At 62.8% G+C, this 16,293-nt stretch carries 14 protein-coding genes; 5 read left to right on the top strand and 9 right to left on the bottom strand.

All coding sequences use genetic code 11. From position 1 onward, the window contains the following. Positions 1-48: 48 nt before the first annotated feature. From ACZYSP_RS19555 to ACZYSP_RS19540, 4 genes are all read left to right on the top strand, one after another. On the top strand, positions 49-702 hold the full coding sequence (locus ACZYSP_RS19555) for an FHA domain-containing protein (protein WP_093076290.1): 654 nt from the start codon (positions 49-51) through the stop codon (positions 700-702). A 63-nt stretch (positions 703-765) separates the two neighbouring features. Further along, positions 766-3,021 carry a CHASE2 domain-containing protein gene (locus ACZYSP_RS19550; protein WP_489016010.1) on the top strand — a complete coding sequence of 752 codons (2,256 nt, stop codon included), beginning with the start codon at positions 766-768 and terminating at the stop codon, positions 3,019-3,021. A 29-nt stretch (positions 3,022-3,050) separates the two neighbouring features. Beyond that, entirely contained in the window at positions 3,051-3,854 is an 804-nt protein-coding gene (locus ACZYSP_RS19545; RefSeq protein ID WP_093174456.1) for a 3',5'-cyclic-nucleotide phosphodiesterase, read from the top strand. Positions 3,855-4,061: 207 nt separating this feature from the next. Continuing rightward, on the top strand, positions 4,062-4,625 hold the full coding sequence (locus ACZYSP_RS19540; RefSeq protein WP_489016007.1) for a pilin: 564 nt from the start codon (positions 4,062-4,064) through the stop codon (positions 4,623-4,625). A gap of 181 nt (positions 4,626-4,806) precedes the next feature. Here ACZYSP_RS19540 and ACZYSP_RS19535 read toward each other — a convergent pair whose 3' ends face one another. The 9 genes from ACZYSP_RS19535 to ACZYSP_RS19495 form a co-directional block, all read right to left on the bottom strand. After that, positions 4,807-4,944, bottom strand: a complete 138-nt coding sequence (locus ACZYSP_RS19535; protein WP_489016005.1) for a transposase domain-containing protein — start codon at positions 4,942-4,944, stop codon at positions 4,807-4,809. 31 nt (positions 4,945-4,975) lie between these two features. Beyond that, the gene (tnpC, locus tag ACZYSP_RS19530) at positions 4,976-6,430 is read right to left on the bottom strand and encodes an IS66 family transposase (protein WP_489016003.1); all 1,455 of its coding nucleotides are present in this window, start codon (positions 6,428-6,430) and stop codon (positions 4,976-4,978) included. A gap of 70 nt (positions 6,431-6,500) precedes the next feature. Further along, positions 6,501-6,842: an IS66 family insertion sequence element accessory protein TnpB gene (gene tnpB, locus ACZYSP_RS19525; RefSeq protein ID WP_489016000.1), complete on the bottom strand. Its 342-nt coding sequence runs from the start codon at positions 6,840-6,842 to the stop codon at positions 6,501-6,503. Between the two features lie 577 nt (positions 6,843-7,419). Then, on the bottom strand, positions 7,420-10,932 hold the full coding sequence (locus ACZYSP_RS19520; protein ID WP_489015998.1) for a pilus assembly protein: 3,513 nt from the start codon (positions 10,930-10,932) through the stop codon (positions 7,420-7,422). Positions 10,933-10,962: 30 nt separating this feature from the next. Next, positions 10,963-11,661, bottom strand: coding sequence for a pilus assembly PilX family protein (locus ACZYSP_RS19515; RefSeq protein WP_489015996.1), 699 nt, complete (start codon positions 11,659-11,661; stop codon positions 10,963-10,965). Next, complete coding sequence (locus tag ACZYSP_RS19510; RefSeq protein WP_489015994.1) at positions 11,658-12,794, bottom strand: PilW family protein; 1,137 nt, start codon at positions 12,792-12,794, stop codon at positions 11,658-11,660. Before ACZYSP_RS19510 ends, ACZYSP_RS19515 begins: the two co-directional genes overlap by 4 nt. 3 nt (positions 12,795-12,797) lie before the next feature. Beyond that, positions 12,798-13,220: a type IV pilus modification PilV family protein gene (locus ACZYSP_RS19505; protein WP_489015992.1), complete on the bottom strand. Its 423-nt coding sequence runs from the start codon at positions 13,218-13,220 to the stop codon at positions 12,798-12,800. A 56-nt stretch (positions 13,221-13,276) separates the two neighbouring features. After that, a complete protein-coding gene (locus ACZYSP_RS19500) occupies positions 13,277-13,855 on the bottom strand; it encodes a GspH/FimT family pseudopilin (RefSeq protein ID WP_489015990.1) in 579 nt (192 codons plus the stop codon). 5 nt (positions 13,856-13,860) lie between these two features. Beyond that, the gene (locus ACZYSP_RS19495) at positions 13,861-14,313 is read right to left on the bottom strand and encodes a type IV pilin protein (RefSeq protein ID WP_489015988.1); all 453 of its coding nucleotides are present in this window, start codon (positions 14,311-14,313) and stop codon (positions 13,861-13,863) included. A 524-nt stretch (positions 14,314-14,837) separates the two neighbouring features. Here ACZYSP_RS19495 and ACZYSP_RS19490 point away from each other — a divergent pair. Further along, a complete protein-coding gene (locus ACZYSP_RS19490; RefSeq protein ID WP_489015986.1) occupies positions 14,838-16,169 on the top strand; it encodes a PglL family O-oligosaccharyltransferase in 1,332 nt (443 codons plus the stop codon). The last annotated feature ends 124 nt before the right edge of the window (positions 16,170-16,293 follow it).

The raw sequence follows: 16,293 nt of genomic DNA, 5'->3' as shown, positions 1-16,293 counted from the left end.
CGCCAATGTGCTTGCCGTCATTCAAGCTCTGGATTCGGGGAGTCGGCAATGCCGAAGATGATCATCTCGGTCGATGGCGTTGTCATCGGGCAAGTGGCGCTTGCCAAGGAACGCACGACGCTGGGACGCCGTGCCTACAACGACATCGTGATCGACAATCTGGCGGTCAGCGGCGAGCATGCCGTGCTGCACATGAGCGGTGGCGAAGTCGAAATTGAAGATCTCAACAGCACCAACGGCACCTACGTCAATGCGCTCGCCATCCAGAGGCAGGCGCTCAAGGACAACGATGTCATCGAGGTCGGGGGCTGCCGCATCCATTTCCGCGCGCGCAGCAATCTGCCCATCGGCACCGGCGCGGTTCGCTCCCCGTCGGCCGAGTACCCCTCGGGGTCCATGCCTTTGTCGTCGGCGCCAACGGAATCCGGTGCCTTGGTCGAGCTCGGCATTCCGGTGCTGCGCGTGCTCTCCGGTGCCAACGAGGGGCAGGACGTGGCCCTGCAGAAGGTCGTCACCACCATCGGCAAGCCCGGTGTCGCGGTGGCTGTGGTCACGCGCCGCCGGCAGGGCTACGTGGCAGCGGGCGTCGAAGGCAACGTCACGCTCAACGGCCTGCAACTCGGCGCCGAGGCGGTTGCGCTGCAGGAGCGCGACGTGCTCGAGTTGGGCGGCGCCACGCGCATGCAGTTCGTGCGCATCTAAGCCGTTTTCCCTTTCGTTTTCCCTTTCGGCCTGCCGCGGCAACGTCCGCACGGACGCCGCGCCGTGAGGGAACTGCGGCGGCACTGGCCGCGCATCGCCATCACCTTGCTGCCTGTGCTGCTGGCGCTGGCGCACGCCACCGGCGCCTGGCCGCTGACCGCGATCGAGCGCCTTGACCGGCTGATCTACGACATCCGCCTGCGCGCCACCATGCCGGGCACACCCGATGCGCGGGTGGTGATCGTCGACGTCGACGACGCCAGCCTGGCGCGCCAGGGCCAATGGCCCTGGGCGCGCGACAAGATCGCCCGCCTCACCACGGAGCTGATGACCCGCCAGCAGGCGGCCGTGCTCGGCTTCGACGTCATGTTTCTGGAACCGGACCGCAGTTCGGGCCTCGACAGGTTGCGAAAGATGGCGAGCGGGCCTCTGGGCAGCGTGCCGGGCCTGTCCGCCGAGGTCGAGCGACTGGCGCCCACCCTCGACCACGACGCCACCTTTGCCGCGGCGCTGAGCGGCCGGCGCGTGGCGCTGGGCTACTACTTCACGCGGACCGAAGCGCCGAGTGCCAAGGGACGGCTGCCTGCTGCCCCCTTGCTGCCAGCCGGGGCCTTCCCCTCGGGCGGGATCTACGCAACGACCTGGAACGGCTTCGGCGCCAGCCTGCCCGCGCTGGCGCAGGCCGCGCCGATGGCGGGTTTCCTGAATACGCTGGTCGGTGCCAACGGCGATGGTGTCATTCGCAGCGTGCCGCTCATCGCCCGCTACGAGGGCGACAAGGCGCAGCCGGGCTACTACGAGTCGCTGGGGCTCGCCGTCTACCGCCTCGCGAACGGATCGCCGTCCGTACAGCCGGCCTTTGCGCCCGGAGGAGGCGCCACGCCGCAGCTCGAATCGCTGAGAGTGGGCCGCCTGCGCATTCCGGTCGACGGGACGGGCAGCATGCAGGTGCCGTTTCGCGGCCCTGGCGGCGCGGACGGCGGATCGTTCCGCTATGTGCCCGCCGCCGACGTGCTCGAAGGCCGGCTGGGGCCGGGCGAGCTGAAGGACAAGATCGTGCTGCTGGGCGCCACGGCCCCGGGGCTGCAGGATCTGCGTGCCACACCCGTCGAGGCTGCGTTCCCGGGGGTGGAGGTGCATGCCAACGTCGTCTCCGCCCTGCTCGACCATCGCCTGCTCAGCGTGCCCGACTACGCGGTGGGCTATGAGGTGCTGCTTGTCGCGGTGACGGGGCTCGTGCTGGCCTTCGGACTGTCGTTGCTGTCGGCGCCTCGCGCCCTGCTGCTGGCCGCGGGGGCGATCGCCGCGCTGATCGGTCTCAACACCTGGCTGTACGTGAGCCACAGCCTCGTGCTGCCGCTGGCGTCGACGCTGGCGATGACGGCGCTGGCCTTCGTGTTCAACATGAGCTGGGGCTACTTCGTCGAATCGCGCGCGCGGCGCGGCCTGGTGCGACTCTTCGGCACCTACGTGCCGCCACAGCTCGTCAACGAAATGATGGAGCACCCCGGCCGCTACAGCATGCGCGCCGAGAGCAAGCCCATGACCGTGATGTTCTGCGACATGCGCGACTTCACCCGCCTGTCGGAGCAGATGGCGCCGGCCGAGCTGCAGGCCTTTCTCAACACCGTCTTCAGCCGGCTCACCAACGTGATCAGCGCGCACCGCGGCACCATCGACAAGTACATGGGCGACTGTGTCATGGCCTTCTGGGGGGCGCCCATCGACACACCCGACCACGCCACGCTCGCCGTACGGGCTGCGCTCGACATGGCCGACGCCGTGCACGACATCAACCACATCCACCGCGCCAGCGGCCGGCCCGAGATCAGCGTGGGCATCGGCATCAACAGCGGCCTGATGAGCGTGGGCGACATGGGCTCGGCAGCGCGCCGCAGCTATACCGTGGTCGGCGACGCGGTCAACCTCGCATCCCGCCTCGAGGGCCTGAGCGGACACTACGGCGTGCAAGTCGTGGCCAGCGGCGCGACATGCGAGCTGGCGCCCGGCTACATCTGGCAGGAACTCGACAGCGTTCGCGTCAAGGGAAAGGCACAGGCCGTTGCCGTTTTTACGCCGCTGGCCGTGCGCACGCCCGAGGCGGTGGCGCAGACCCGGCAACTGCTCGGCCGCTGGAGCGAAGTGCTCGCGGCCTACCGACGGCAGGACTGGGCGATGGGCCGAAACTTGCTGGCCCCCCTGCTCGCCGCGGATGCCAAAAAAGTCCTTTACCAGCTCTATGCCCAGCGTTTAGCCTCGATGGCGTTGCGACCACAAGACCCTGATTGGGATGGCGCGACCCGGTTCGAAACCAAATGACGACAGACACACACAAGGGGTCTCTCACAATGCAGGTTCGTGTGCTGGGTTGCTCGGGCGCCATCGCCAAAGACTGCCGCACTACCTCTTTCCTGGTCGACACGGACCTGCTCGTCGATGCGGGCACGGGCGTCGGAGATCTCACGCTCGAAGAGATGGTCCGCATCGACGATGTCGTGCTCACCCACAGCCACCTCGACCACATCGCCGCGCTCCCCTTGATGCTCGACGCCGTAGGCAGCCGCCGCAAGCGGCCACTGCGCGTGCATGCGCTGAGGGCCACCATCGATGCGCTGCGGGCGCATGTGTTCAACAACGTCATCTGGCCGGATTTCGAGAGTATTCCCAGCGTCGAGGCGCCATTCGTGAGCTTTCACGTCATCGCGGTCGGTCAGATGCTGCCGCTGGGTAGCCGTGAGCCCAAGCTGGTCGAGGTGCTGCCTGCGGTTCATACCGTGCCGGCGTGCGGCTTTGCCGTAAGACGGGCCGAAGGCGGCGCCCACTGGGTGTTCAGCGGGGATACCGAGCGCAACGCGCCTTTCTGGGAGCGTGTGAATGCGATCGATGTGGCGATGCTGGTGATTGAAACGGCTTTCAGCAGCCGTGAGCAGGCCCTGGCCGAGCGGAGCCTTCACCTGTCGCCGGCAGTGCTGGCCGATGAGTTGGCGCACATCGGGCCGGGGAAGCAGTACCCGATCTACATCACCCACACCAAGCCCACCGAAACCGACGAGATCATGAGCCAGATCGAGGCACTGATGGACGAGCAGGTAGCGGGGTTGGCGCAGCGGGACATACGCTGGTTGAAGGCGGATGGGATCCTGACTTGCTGATGCGGGGTGATGCGCTGGCATGACAAATTTGTCACCAAACGTGGCGTCTTGAAGCAACTTGTGTCACACGACGTAACGACAATGTGATCAAAGTTGACGTGTTCGGTCAGCAGGAGGCTCTGGGGGCGGGTGGCACAGATGCTGCGGAAGGTACCTCGCTCCGGGCAGGTTCCCGGGCGTAACAACCAACCAACCTGGAGTTAGTGAATGAACCGTCGTACCATCGCACGCAATGTGCAAAAGGGTTTCACCCTTATCGAATTGATGATCGTTGTGGCGATCATTGGTATCTTGGCTGCCGTGGCTCTGCCGGCTTATCAAGACTACACAGTTCGCGCAAGGATCACTGAAGGTCTGAATTTGGCCGAGTCCGCGAAGCAAGCAGTTGCGACCGATGGCGTGACATCGGCTACCGATCTCGCCACTGTGGTCAAGACTTGGAACGAGCAAAATGGCGGTGCGAATGGCACTGGAATCAACAGCAAGTATGTGAGTTCGGTTTCCATGGCTGCTAGCGGTGAGATCACCGTCAACTTCATTCCTGCTTCGGTCGGCATCAAGACCGGTGAAACCGCCCTGGTTCTTGCTCCGTACATCCGTAAGGCTGACAAGACTGCGGTGACTCTCGTAACAGCACAAGGCGATGGCGTCAGTGGTGTTGTGGACTGGGGTTGCGCATCGAAGACGGCGGAATCCGCGTCGGCAGTGGGTATCACTGGCATTACCGCCGGCACTCTGCTCGCCAAGTACGCTCCCCAAGCTTGCCGCTAAGCGCTCTTTCGAGCTCCAAAAAACAGCCGCCTTCGGGCGGCTTTTCTATTTCTCTTTATCTCGTCCCGACACTCCGTCATTTTTTGCGCGTGTAGGCTTTTATGCTGATCAGTACTGATAGTGTAAACGGATGGGCGCTCCATCTTGACGGTGGTGAGCGGCGGCGGCCCCTGCTGCAGAGTCAGATGAGCGGTCGCCAGCGATGTGGCAAGAGATCGTCAATTCGGTTGTTCAGGTGCGTGGGCAAGCGCTCCAGGACGTCCTTGAGGTAGGCATGCGGGTCGTGGCCGCACAGGCGTGCCGACTGCACCAGGCTCATCACGATGGCGGCGCGCTGACCAGCCAGTTCGCTACCGGCGAACAGCCAGGCGTCCCATTGCCCAGGGACGGATTCGATTTTCCAAGTGGTTGTTGTCCACCGGCACGTCGCCGTCGACGAGATTGCGTGTCAGCGCGGTCCAGGCATTCAAGCTGTAGCTCAAGGCCTTGGCCGTCGCCCCGCCGTCGGGGACCCTGGCACGCTCGAGTTGCAGCCACACATGCAGCTCCTCCCACAGCGGCCTGGTCACCGACTCACGCAGGCGTAGACGGTCTTGGCCAGCGAGCTCGCCGAACTGGCGCTCCGCGCGGTAGATCGTCGCGATGCGACGCAGCGCCTCGGACGCCACTTCGCTGGTGCCGGACTTGCCCAGCTCGTGGAAGTGGCGCCTCGCGTGAGCGAGGCATCCTGCGGCGATGCGGTCAGCGTGCGCTGCGACGACGTTGTCGTAGGCCGAGTATTCGTCGCGCACCAGCGTGCCGCTCCAAGGCGCGTGCGCGCCGAAGCCGTCGCTTCCCTGCAGGAAGGCAATGGGGTACTGGGCACCGCGGCCCAGGCAGAACTCGTACACGACGCCCGGCTGCGGATCGAAGGCTCCCCTGGCATAAGCCCAGATGTAGGCCCTCTTCGTCTTGCCCCGGCCTGGGTCCAGCATGGCAACAGGTGTTTCGTCGGCATGCAGCACCCTCGACTGCAGTACGAAGCGCCTCTGGGCGTCGTACAAGGGCTCCAGGGCCGCGCCAGCGCGCCCCGAGGTCTGCGCCAGCGTCGAGCGCGGCGTGTGCACACCAGAGCGTGCGTTGATGGTCTCCAGCCGGTAGTACGGCAGGTGGTCGACGAAGTGGCTGGTCAGCGTGTGCGCGATGAGGCCGGCGGCCATGATGCCGCCGTCGATGATCTGCGGCACGGCCGGCTCCTGGACCAGGCACTGGCAGCAGCGGCAGGCCCACTTGCCGTAGATGTGGCGATGAACGAAGAACTCGGCCGGCACGATATCCAACTGCTCGCTGATGTCTTCGCCCACACGCACCATGGGCCGGCCGCAGTGGGGTGAAGGGCAGTGGGTGTCCGACGGCTCGTGGACATGGTCGAGCCGGCGCAGATGCTCGGGCAGCTTCTGGCGGCGAGGCTTGCGTGGCGGCTTGTCGCCTTCTTCCTGCGCCTGCTTGGCCGGCGACTTGGATTGCAGTTGCTCAAGCTGCGCCTGCAGGCTGGCTTCGTCCTCGGCCATCGTCTCCTCGAACAGGCGCCGCTGTTCGGCGTTCATGGCTTCGGTTCTGGCGTCGAACTTCCACGCCTTCAGGCGCGCCAGCTCGAACATCACCTTCTCCAGCTTGGCGTCCCTGAACTTGATCTCGTGCGCCTGGCGCTCGATCTGCTGGGCCTGCTGCTGGATGTGGGCCAACATCTGCTGCGCCAGCGCGGCAACGGTCTCGGGCGACAGACCACTGAGGTCCGAGGCGTTGAGATCGTGCAGGTGCTGCATGCGCTCATCATGCCGACGGTCACAGGCGCCTGCCATGCGGGGTAGCGCTGTCAACGCTCGCGCGCCGACTTCACAGCCGGGTGATGACGCGCAGGTCCTCCAGACGCTGCCAGGGCAGGCCCAACACCAGGGCGTCAAACTGCTCGCGCGTCAGCGCGAGCGGCGTGCCGGTGGTTGAACCTTGGGCCGGCCACGCGAAGCCGCCGATGTTCAGCCTCCGCGCTGCACACCACACGCCGAAGCCATCGTGCACCAGCAGCTTGATGCGCGTGTGCCGGGCGTTGGCAAACAGGTATCCGTGATGCGCCTGCGCGGCGCCGAAGACCTTCACGACGCTCGCCAGCAGCCGTTCGGCGCCCGCGCGCATATCGATGGGTTCAACAGCCAGCCACACCGCGTCGATGCGAATCAACGCAGGATCTCCCGCATCCAGGCCGCACAGTCAGAGGCCGCATTGATTGGCCAACTCACGGTAATGGTCATGCCTGCGCGGTGCACCTCGGCCCGGATGTCCTGCGGCGTCACAGGAGCCGGCGTAGGCGGCGGAAGCTGCAGGGCAACGAAACCGCAAGCCGAGGGTGGGTCATCGGGCAGCGACTCGGCGTCAAGTGATCGCGTCACGGACCCGGAATCTGCTCCGGTCATATCTCGCCGCTCAGCATCGATGACCCATTTGCGCAGCAAATTGGCAACTCGCCTGATGCCTCGCGCTCGTGGCGCACCGGAGGCAAGCGCCTTCTGGCTGGACGGCCCAAGGGAGGTCGGAAGACGATCGATGGTGGTCGCTCCGCGTCTGACGAGCACGACGATTCGCGTATCAGCATGGCGAACTTCGATCGAAGATCACTGAGGACCAAGTGTGACTCTGCACTCGAATCGAGGGTGTCTAGAGGCAGAGATTCTCGGGTCCTCGGGATTCTCCATTGATGGATGCGCTGGCAACGGCGATGTCGATGTCGATGTCGATGTCGATGTCGATGGAGGGGCGGTCAATTCGTAATGACCTCCCGCCACATGATTCGAGTAGGCGTAGTCGAAGACGGCACCGCCACGTCATAAACTTTGGTCTTCCCATCCGACGTGCGCACAAGAATCTTTATCGCGCCATTTGGTAGTCCTTCTGGCTGCACCCGACTCGCCAGCACATTGCCGATATAGCGACTGCTCAGGTTCGGTATGGCCCCGCCATTGCTGTAATTCAGGAAGTAGAGATTCGAACTCCCGCCTGGCGAGCATGGGTCGCTGGAAGGGATGTTGGTGGTGAAAGCGAGAACACCCTGGAACAACACGGGACTTGTGTAGGCTCTCTCGCCAACCGGCTTCGTCGCGAAATCCAATACCCAGCCTTTCTTGGCCGTGAGATCCAGAGGATTGCTGGTCACATTGATATTCGTGCCTGATGCAGTTGCCGTCTGCTGCACAAGCTGTGTTCGCAGCGGCGTGATCGTCGGGTTCGCAGACTTGTCGTCCAGCAAGCCGTAGAACGATTGCGCCTGCGTTGCATTGGTGTTGGCGCCCGTAGTGCCTGGAATATCGGTCGCACCAAGGTATTGGCCGGTACCAACAAAGACCATACGCTTGTTCTTCACTACACCCAACTCAGGGGTGCCCGTGACGGGCTGAGGGTTGCCGCTGCTATCCACCAGCGTCGCCAGTCGCTTCACATTCCAGTTGGTGGTCGATGCATCTGACAGATCGAAGCGCCAGACGTTGCCAAGCAGATCGCCGCCGTACACATAGTCCGCTGTATCGTCAACGCCGGGATTCGTGAGGAATGCGCTGATTTTTGCCAGTCCGCTGGGGGCCGCGCTCGTTCCGACGCCGGTGCTCAAGTCTTTGATCAAATTGCCCGTTGCAGTGTCCAACACAAAGAGGTGACCTGCGCCATCGCCACCAGTGTCGGAGCCATTGTTGTAGCCCGAGGTCACCAGCGTGACCCAGCCAGCCGCCTTGGTCTTCACATTGAGTGGCGAGCCATAGGTATAGCCGATGTTCTTTGCCACCGCGGCGGCGGTGCTGGCGTTCGGAAACTCCCACATCACCTTGCTCGCCACGGTGGCGTCGGAGGTGGCGGAAGGATCAGTCACGTTCAAGGCGTAGTAGCCTCGTCCGCCCTTGGACAGGCCCCCCGTCAGAACCGTGGCCCAGTTGGCCGCCGGCGGTGTGGGCTGGTGGGCCACGGTATTGCTGAGATCCACGTCGGTGGCGATGGGCGTGCCGTCCACGTAGAAGCGATGCTGGAACAGGGACTGCTGCGTCAGGCCCACCAGCGCGCTGGTCGAGGTGTAGGTGGCGGAAAGATTGGTGTCGAAAAGGCGACCGGGCACATAGGCCCACAACTCACTGCCCGTACCTGCGTCGAAGGCGTGAAGCATGCCGTCGTTGGCGCCCTGATACACAATCTTTGCGCGATTGGCCGCGGCCCCACCCTTGAAGGTGGAGTAACCCGAGTCGGTGTAGCTGGAACGTGGTGCAGGCACATAGATCGGCTCGGCGTTCACGATGTCGCCCAACACATGGGTGCGTGTCCGATACGGCTGCGCGCTGTTGCTGCCGTTGCCTTCGCCCGTACGGTCGCCGCGCAGATACGCGATCACTGCCGTGCTGTCGCTCGGGCCGGGAGGACTGCTCGGCGAATTCAGCCGAGACAGTTGGGTCGTCGAAAGGTCGGTTTTTGTAAAAGGCACGCCGCTGCTGCCATTGAAACTGCCGATATAGCGCGTGCCAAACGTTTTGCTGTCGAGCAGGGACTGGGCCGACCACAGTGGTGTGGTGCCCAATAGTCCGGTGTTCAGATCGATCGCAAAGGCTTGAAGGTCGCCGTACCATGCGCCTGAATTGAAGCTGGAGGCATAGGCCGTGTTGTCGCCCGATTTGACGTTCGGGTTGCTCACCGCCACCGAGGCGCCCGCGCCCGTTCGATTGACGATGTCGTTGAGGATGGAGGCGAGCGCGGTTTGCAGCTTGGCGGGATCCTTCGTATTGAAATACTGCCCGTGGCCGTTGAGTGCGGCGTGCCAGAGGTCATCAATGGCTGTGGCCGAATCCGCCTGCGGCGTGGGCCATGTGCCTGTCCCCGTTGGCGCGGCGGAAAGCGTGCCTTTGGCGCCCAGGCCGATGGTGTAGGTCACCATGTGCTGCCAAGTGGCTGGATCGAACAGATTGGAGGCCACCTTGTTCGCCGAAGAGCCTGTGAGATCGGTGATCCAGTATTTCATTGCCACGTCGGCGAGCGTGTTCGAGGCACTGTTACCGTCGTAGAAAGGGGCGGGGAATTTCTGCCCCGCCACCAGCGGGACTCCCGCGACGGGGTCGTTGACAGCGGTTCCGGTGTCGGAGTCGACATAGACGTTGGCCGGCAAAGTGGGGACTGTCGTGTCCTGATCCCCTGCTGTAGTGATCCCGTTCCCGTTCCAATAGCCGTCCGTCGAGAGGATGGTGTAGTTGGGTGTGCAGGCAAGCGGCACTGTCGTTGTGCGAGAGGTGCTGCTTCCTCCCGGCATGGTGCCCGTTTGAAAGTAGCGGCCGGCGCGGTCCAGTGCCGCAACCAGCGGCGTGCCGCCATTTGGGTTGATGGAATAAACCTTGGAATACCAGGTGCTCTTTTGAGCACTATTGAAATCCGACAGCGAGACAAAGTTGGTTGCGTTCGTATTCTCGTTTGAATTGTTGTCGTTGATTGTTGAAAAGCCAACGCGGGATTTCGCGTCGAGAGCAGAGAAAGCAAGGCCCAGTGAACTCTTCGCGGTCAGAATTCGCGTGCGATAGTAAGTGAACCAGTTCGCGAAATTTTGAATCTCCTGCGCATACGTGCAAGTTGTCCCGGTACCGCAATCGGTTCTCGAGGCCGCCTTGGAATAGGTGGCGGTCGAACTGGTGATTTCTACTCTGGTGTAATTGCTGTCGGTATCCTGCGACGAGCCGCCATTCTCGGCTCCAGTGCCCTTCCAGACATAATAAAAGGCATATCTTGCATACTTCGTCGAAGCTCCTCCTTTCGAGGCGCCGCAATTACTGTTGACAGAGAAATCGCTGGCCGAATAGAGCGGCAAGGTAGGAGGCGACGAGCTGTAGCATTGCTGGGTCAGGTCGATTGAACTCGTGACGCCACCAGTGGTGGAATAGGGGTCGATCCGCGCTGCTGTCGATGAGCTGCCGCCCATCGACGATGTGAAGGTGGGCGCTGCGCTGTCGTACTTGGCGCCTGGCAAGTAAGTAATTGCCGGGTTGTAATACAGCTGGTTGTAGGTTGGAGAGTAGTAGGCGCGTCGGGTTTTCCCGCTGTTGTATTCGGCCGTTGCGTCCGAGCCCGTGATCGTGCCCCATTCCATACTGCCGGAATTGTCCAGCGTATATAAGATATTCGGCTTCACACCGCTTTGCACGACCAGCGGCACATCCGTCAGATCGGTGGCCGCAAATGCCGCGAAGGGCTGCGCAATCAAAGACACCACCATCATTGCGATGATGCCGCGCGTCGTATTTTTGAACTGTGGATACATACTGAATACTCGCTGTGGATTCGGCCGAACTCAGCCGAAGGGCAATTCGATCGTTGTCTGGACAATGCTGACGGTGGAGCGTGGTCCGAGGACGCGAACGGTCACTCGGTAATGGATCGTGGGTCGTGTCGGCGGCGGAGGTGTTAGGCTGCCGAAGACGTTGGTGGTTTGCGCATGGCTGTTGTTGTCGCTGCCCGCTGCGTCTCCTCCCGCGGAGAACGGCTGACCTGCCACGCATTTGCTTGTGAGCAGGGTCAACGGGTCGGTGGTCGAGGGAGCGATGGTGCACAGCCTGTCGATCACGTACTGCACCCGATAGAGAGACTCGTCCGTGCAGTCGATCGTGGCGCTGCCACCTGCAGTGTCGTAGCAGGGCACGCTGGCCCAGTTGTTGATCGTGTTGGGAATGCCGGTGGTGTCCACCGGCTGCATGAGGCGGAAATACGTGTTGGCGACGTCCACATCGTTCTTGGCAAGTGTGGGCAATGCATTGAAGGCACGCTCGGCGCCGGTGTCGGCAGCGGCCGTGGCGGCCTCCTTGAAGGCCACGTTCCCGGAAATCACGCCGGCGGTATCGGTCGATCGCAGCAACGCAACGGCCGCCAGAGAGAGGACGAGCACCGCAATCAGTGCGATGAAGACGACAACGCCGTCTTGCCGCCGGGTGCGACGGCGGGGCCACGCGGGGAGGCATTCCCCTGTTGCACGGATGAGGGGGAAAAGAGTCATGACAGATTGGCCCAAAGAACGTTGCGAAGAGGCACCACGGTCTCGAAGGAGCGGTAGCGGTAGCAGCGCCAATCCGGGTCATTGCTCAGATCGATGACCGGGCCGCTCGGCCAGCTCACGGGTGCTGCCGTCGTGATCGCACAAGCAGCGGCGCCGTCTGGCAGTCTCTCTTTCAATGGACTGCGAACGACCACGGAGATGCGCACAGCCTTGATGCGCTTGAGGTCCGTCACGGAGGGAGTCGCCCAGGCACCCGTTGCACTGACCCAGTTGTTGACGACCTGGTTTCCCGCGTCGCTGATACCGTACCGCGCCTTGAAGCTGACGACGTTGTTGGCGACCTGGATCTGGGCGCTCGAGCTGAAATAGTCTTGCGACATCAGTGAGCCGCCAGCGACATAGTAGGTGCGCTGCGTGAGGGTGCCCAGATCAAAAATGCGCGGGTTTGTGTTGTAGCTGACAGGCCACCCTTGAGCGGTCATGTAGCTCGCCGGCGGGTTGTAGACGGGCTGCGTCGTGGAGCCCGTTCCGGGGTCATGAGAAAGAATGACCGTGCCTGGGCTCGCCGGGTTGGGCGCGGTGCCGGTGATGCGCGTCAGCGCGCAATTTCCGACATCGTCTGTCAGCGAGACGAAGCCTCCGATCGATGACAGTGCGACGCTGGTCGTCGGCTGCAGGTTGGACGCAGTGGTGCCTGTGGGATTGGCCGTGACATTCTGCAAAAGCGCATTGCGCACATTTGCGCGCACCGAGGAACCCCAAAGCACAGTGATGCTGTCGGAGGCGCCAGCGGCGGTGCCGCCATCGATGATTCGCACTGGAGTGCTCGGGAAATTCGGCACGGGGCCATTGATCGTGCCGTCGCTGAAATAGGTGAAGTACCTGCTGCAGGGCATGAGGTCTGCCGTTGGGATGCCCCAGCCCGCTGCGCGAACATCTCGCTCCATGGTCGAGAGGCTGAAGATGCCGTTCTGCTGGGTGTCCGCGCCGGAAGTGGTCGTGCGCTTGACGCCTTCGTAGGTAGATATCACTTGATAGATGATGATCGTGACGACGAGGCCGACTGCCATGCCGACAAGAATCTCGACGAGGCCGAACCCTCGCTGGCGATGAGTTTGCTCGAGTGACGGCATGGATCAGCCTTGAATTTGCGTCTTCAATGCGAAGTTGTGCGGGGCCGTGTCTTGCGGGCTCTTCCAGCACACTGTCACCGTGACAACGTTGTTGGGTTCCACGAGGATCTGCTGCTGGTAGTTCGCCGCACCGGGCAGGGAACCTGGGTTGGTCGCATCCGTGAGGCCGCTGAGCCAGTTGGTGACGACCGGGTTGGCTGCGGCATTCGCGCCTGCAGTGCAGGCTGCGTTGCCGGCGTTCAAAGCGTAGGTCGGCACGTTGAAGCGGTCGACCCACATCTGCCCGACGATCTGGTGGGCGAAGAGACTGGCCTTGACGCGATAGTCCGCGTCGCGCACCGTGCGGATGGAGGTCGCTTGAAGACCCATGATGCCTAGGACCGCGAAGGAAAAAATAGCAATTGCAACGAGCGCTTCAATCAGCATGACGCCGCGCTCCGATCTTGGCTGCGAGCGAGTCGCTCGGCGAAGAGACTTTGGCTTCATGAACAACCTTGGGGATTGGTCGCGAGAGACAGCAACGGGTCGCAGAGCCTGACATCGCCGCCAGGTGCGAGGACGATGGCCAGTCGGCGCGCTCCGGTTGCGCCAGTGATGTCGATCTGACGCACCGCTGTCGCGCTATTCAGTCGCCCCATTCCCGTAAACAGGATCGTGGCCGGCAAGCCTGCCCCAGGCGTTGCCGCAGCGCTGCCGGTCGCATTTGCAACGCCGACGCGAGCATTGGACGTGGTGGAGTTCTCCTGGCGGGTTTGCACCAGCTGACTGAATGTCGTGGGCGCTGCTGCCGTAGAGGCCCGGACCGACCAGTCTGTACCGCCAGTCACGGCAGCGCCGCTGGAGGTGTTGAGTAGCCGGAACTGGGTGTTGACGTTCCTGCGGATCGCTTCGGCGCGCGCGAGCTGCAATCCGTTGATCATCGACTCCGCGGCGGTGCGGATCTGGGCGTTCTGGATGTAGCTCGTGTAGCTGGGGTACGCGAACGAGAGCAACAAGGCGAACAGCGCGACGGCCACGATCATTTCAACCAGCGTGAAGCCCGCTGCCCGATTGCGCATCATGGTGCTCATTGTTTGCGCAACACCCAGTAGGACTGGCTGCCGCTGAAATTCCAGGCGCAACCGTTGCAGGTTGTTTGCTGGCTGTTGCTCTGGTCGACGGTATATGCAAGACCCCGAACCAAGCTGCCAGTGTTTCCTGTGGCCGTTGCCAAGTAGCTTTGGCCCGCATTGGCGCAGGTCCAGCCGAAATTCTTCAGAGTCGGCGCAGCAACGCCGCAAGTGGCGCCTGCCCCGTAGTTGCGGTTGTCCTGGTAGTACTGTTCCATCCGGGCGCGGAAATCGGACAAGACTCCTGGCGCCTCTTGTGCTTGGCCGCGCCTCAGATAGTCCGTGTAGCTTGGATAGGCAATGGAGGCCAGGATGGCCACGATCGCAATCGTGATCAGGACTTCAATGAGGGTGAAGCCTGCCGAGTGGCATTGAACCTTGCTGTTTCGTCGCAACGCTGGTTGTTTCATTAAAAAAGTCATCTTTTGGCCTACATGTGTCGCGCGCCGAAGGGGTGTGCACCCATTGGATATGGTTGTCAAAGAATGTCTGTAAATGTGTCTTTTTGCAAAACCACTGATCAGCTCTCGGCGACCATTCATCGGTTGACGCCGTTGGCACAATGAGCCGAATGCCCCTTCATGCCGTGCCGCTTCAGGCATCAGCCTTCTCCGAGGGCATCTTTCGTACTGCACGAGCAAGCCTTGTCGCCTTGCCTTTTCTTTGCCCATTTGTTGCGGGCCCTTCGGTCAACGCTTGGCAAATGCTGGTGTCCTGGGCGTGTCTTGCCGGTCTGTTGTGCACTTGCCCGACGGCGCCTCCCACACACGGTTTGCGCCTCTGGCTGGCAGTGGGTGCTGTTGCCTTGGTGGCATCCGGCATAGGGAGACAGGCGGTATTCCAGGCTCCAGCTCTTGGGGCGCTCGCTGGAATTGCAGCATCGACATACGTCGGCGCGGGAATGGGGCGTGGGGGGGGGGCGGCCTCCTCAGCAATGCTGGCATTGGGTCTGCTCGCCGCGGGCCTTCTCAGCGGCGTTCTCGGCTTGCTCCAGTACTACGGCCTCGCAGATGGGTTTGCCCCATGGACAACCTCCCCCGCCGTAGGCCAGGCCTATGGCAACCTCCGCCAGCGTAACCAGTTCGCCTCGTTGATCAGCATGGCCTGGGTTGCGGCGCTATGGCTCTACGCCATGCATCCATCGGTGCGCGCACGGCGCGGATTGGTGGCTGCGGCGTTGCTGCTCCTTGTTGCCGCAGCCGCTTCGACGTCCCGCACGGGGTTGCTTCAACTGCTGTCCATCGTCGGCGTCGCGACCTTCATCGCCAGACGAGAGCGCCGGGGCTGGCATGCCGAAGAGGTCGGGTTGCGGCTGCCCTCGCCGCTGCTCCTGCTGGCAATCATCCCGCTCTATTTCGTCATCGCTTGGGCGTTGCCTCAATTGGTCGGCGGCGGCAGCGGCGGCGTCGAAAGCATGCTCCAGCGCCTGCATACCGGCGCCCCTGACGACCACAGCCGGCTGATCCTGTGGCACAACGTGCTCACGCTGATCGCCGAGCGCCCCTGGACCGGCTGGGGGTGGGGCGAGCTCAGCTTTGCGCACTACAGCACTCAGTACATTGGTGCCCGGTTCGTCGAGATCCTGGACAACGCGCACAACCTTCCCCTGCATCTGGCCGTGGAGCTGGGCATTCCCGCCGCCGTGCTGATCTGCGGTGGTTTTCTCTGGATGGTGCTTGCCGCGCGGCCCTGGCGCGAGTGCGACCCCACTCGTTTGATGGCGTGGGGAATGCTCGGTGCGATCGTGCTGCACAGCCTGCTCGAATACCCGCTCTGGTATGGGCCATTCCAACTGGTCTTCGGCCTGTGCCTTGGCATGCTCTGGCCGGCCAGGCGCGGTCTTGCGATTCGGCCAGTGCTGTCATCCCTTGCGCCTGGCGTCCTGCTGTTGATCGTCGGATGCGCGAGCTGGGACTACATCCGTGTCAGCCAGATTTATCTCCCGCGCGACGAACGGCTGCCGGCCTACGAAGAAGACACGCTCGCCAAGGCAAAGGGAACGTGGCTGTTTGCGCGTCAGGCGGAGTTTGCGGAGCTGACGCTGACCACCGTGACGCCTGCCAACGCCGCAGCAATGCATGCGCTCGCGCAGCGCGTGATTCATTTTTCGCCCGAGCCACGCGTCATCGTCAAGCTGATCGAAAGCGCTGAATTGCTCGGCCTCGAAGACGAGGCCAAGGCGCAGGCGGAGCGCTTCAGGGACGCGTTCCCGTCGGATTTCGCCCGTTGGATGAGAGAGGATGCCGGCGAAGGCACCGCTCCCTAGCAGGCTGCTGAAATACCTCACCGGATGGTCCCGCGAAAGTGGACCTGAGGCGTTGTCTTAGCAGACTCACAAAACCTGCTCCGATGCGCGGCCCTGACACATTCACCGAAGGCTTGTTCACCAT

The organism is Variovorax sp. F042 (assembly GCF_057814215.1).
This window is presented reverse-complemented; position numbering and strand designations above follow the sequence as displayed.

Excerpts from the sequence above, each read along its gene's own strand:
- ACZYSP_RS19555 (WP_093076290.1), top strand. The coding sequence starts at position 49 with ATGCCGAAGATGATCATCTCGGTCGATGGCGTTGTCATCGGGCAAGTG.
- ACZYSP_RS19545 (WP_093174456.1), top strand. The coding sequence starts at position 3,051 with ATGCAGGTTCGTGTGCTGGGTTGCTCGGGCGCCATCGCCAAAGACTGC.
- ACZYSP_RS19540 (WP_489016007.1), top strand. The coding sequence starts at position 4,062 with ATGAACCGTCGTACCATCGCACGCAATGTGCAAAAGGGTTTCACCCTT.
- ACZYSP_RS19535 (WP_489016005.1), bottom strand. The coding sequence starts at position 4,944 with ATGAGCCTGGTGCAGTCGGCACGCCTGTGCGGCCACGACCCGCATGCC.
- tnpC (WP_489016003.1), bottom strand. The coding sequence starts at position 6,430 with ATGCAGCACCTGCACGATCTCAACGCCTCGGACCTCAGTGGTCTGTCG.
- ACZYSP_RS19520 (WP_489015998.1), bottom strand. The coding sequence starts at position 10,932 with ATGTATCCACAGTTCAAAAATACGACGCGCGGCATCATCGCAATGATG.
- ACZYSP_RS19515 (WP_489015996.1), bottom strand. The coding sequence starts at position 11,661 with ATGACTCTTTTCCCCCTCATCCGTGCAACAGGGGAATGCCTCCCCGCG.
- ACZYSP_RS19510 (WP_489015994.1), bottom strand. The coding sequence starts at position 12,794 with ATGCCGTCACTCGAGCAAACTCATCGCCAGCGAGGGTTCGGCCTCGTC.
- ACZYSP_RS19505 (WP_489015992.1), bottom strand. The coding sequence starts at position 13,220 with ATGCTGATTGAAGCGCTCGTTGCAATTGCTATTTTTTCCTTCGCGGTC.
- ACZYSP_RS19500 (WP_489015990.1), bottom strand. The coding sequence starts at position 13,855 with ATGATGCGCAATCGGGCAGCGGGCTTCACGCTGGTTGAAATGATCGTG.
- ACZYSP_RS19495 (WP_489015988.1), bottom strand. The coding sequence starts at position 14,313 with ATGAAACAACCAGCGTTGCGACGAAACAGCAAGGTTCAATGCCACTCG.
- ACZYSP_RS19490 (WP_489015986.1), top strand. The coding sequence starts at position 14,838 with ATGCTGGCATTGGGTCTGCTCGCCGCGGGCCTTCTCAGCGGCGTTCTC.